1 rRNA gene is annotated in these 1949 nt (G+C 47.7%); it reads left to right on the top strand.

The features are described 5' to 3' along the window. Positions 1-1949, top strand: a 23S ribosomal RNA gene (locus tag CQA44_RS11930); the annotation flags it as partial.

The raw sequence follows: 1949 nt of genomic DNA, 5'->3' as shown, positions 1-1949 counted from the left end.
ACCGTATCTTGGGAGTCAGGCGGTGGGTGATAAAATCAATCGTCAAAAGGGGAACAACCCAGACTACCGAATAAGGTCCCCAAGTTCTATTCTAAGTGGAAAAAGATGTGTAGTTACTTAGACAACCAGGAGGTTGGCTTAGAAGCAGCCATCCTTTAAAGAAAGCGTAACAGCTCACTGGTCTAGTGATTATGCGCTGAAAATATAACGGGGCTAAGATAGACACCGAATTCGTAGATTGTGCTGATGCACAGTGGTAGAAGAGCGTTCGTATCAGCGTTGAAGGCATACCGGTAAGGAGTGCTGGAGCGATGCGAAGTGAGCATGCAGGAATGAGTAGCGATAAAAGTGGTGAGAATCCACTTCACCGAAAGTCTAAGGTTTCCTACGCGATGCTCGTCATCGTAGGGTTAGTCGGGTCCTAAGATAAGTCCGAAAGGGGTAGTCGATGGAAAATAGGTTAATATTCCTATACCAATTATTGTGTGCGATGTGGGGACGCATAGAGCTAAACATTAAAAACTGATGGAATAGTTAATTAAAAAGTATATAGATTGGAGGATAGGCAAATCCGCCTCTGTATTCAAAACTTTTTAGCATCTAGAGATCTTCGGATTGAAAGGTGTAATGTTGATGCTGTCGTGCCAAGAAAAGCCTCTAAGTTTAGCAATAATTGCTCGTACCGCAAACCGACACAGGTAGATGAGATGAGTATTCTAAGGTGCGTGAAAGAACTCTCTTTAAGGAACTCTGCAAACTAGCACCGTAAGTTCGCGATAAGGTGTGCCTGAGGATTCTAGTAATAGGGTCTGAAGGTCTCAGCAAAGAGTCCCTCCCGACTGTTTACCAAAAACACAGCACTTTGCCAACTCGTAAGAGGAAGTATAAGGTGTGACGCCTGCCCGGTGCTCGAAGGTTAAGAGGATTAGTTAGTCGCAAGACAAAGCTTTGAATTGAAGCCCGAGTAAACGGCGGCCGTAACTATAACGGTCCTAAGGTAGCGAAATTCCTTGTCGGTTAAATACCGACCTGCATGAATGGCGTAACGAGATGGGAGCTGTCTCAAAGAGAGATTCAGTGAAATTGTAGTGGAGGTGAAAATTCCTCCTACCCGCGGCAAGACGGAAAGACCCCGTGGACCTTTACTATAACTTGGTACTGCAGATGGGAATATTATGCGCAGGATAGGTGGGAGACTTTGAAATCTTCACTCTGGTGGAGATGGAGTCATCGTTGAGATACCACCCCTAATATTTCTGTTTGCTAACTAGCTTGAGTTATCCTCAAGTAGGACAATGCCTGGTGGGTAGTTTGACTGGGGCGGTCGCCTCCTAAAAAGTAACGGAGGCTTGCAAAGGTTGGCTCATTGCGGTTGGAAATCGCAAGTTGAGTATAATGGTATAAGCCAGCCTGACTGTAAGACACACAAGTCGAGCAGAGACGAAAGTCGGTCATAGTGATCCGGTGGTTCTGTGTGGAAGGGCCATCGCTCAAAGGATAAAAGGTACCCCGGGGATAACAGGCTGATCTCCCCCAAGAGCTCACATCGACGGGGAGGTTTGGCACCTCGATGTCGGCTCATCGCATCCTGGGGCTGGAGCAGGTCCCAAGGGTATGGCTGTTCGCCATTTAAAGCGGTACGCGAGCTGGGTTCAGAACGTCGCGAGACAGTTCGGTCCCTATCTGCCGTGGGCGTAGGAAAGTTGAGGAGAGCTGTCCCTAGTACGAGAGGACCGGGATGGACATGCCACTGGTGTACCAGTTGTTCTGCCAAGAGCATCGCTGGGTAGCTACGCATGGCTGTGATAACCGCTGAAAGCATCTAAGCGGGAAGCCAACTCCAAGATGAACTTTCCCTGAAGGTCGCAGCAAGACTAGCTGCTTGATAGGGTAGAGGTGTAAGCACAGTAATGTGTTTAGCTGACTACTACTAATAGACCGTTTGGCTT

The sequence above is a fragment of the Helicobacter sp. MIT 14-3879 genome, assembly GCF_003364125.1.
Note: the sequence above shows the minus strand (reverse complement) of the source record. Positions and strands in the feature narration are given on the sequence as shown.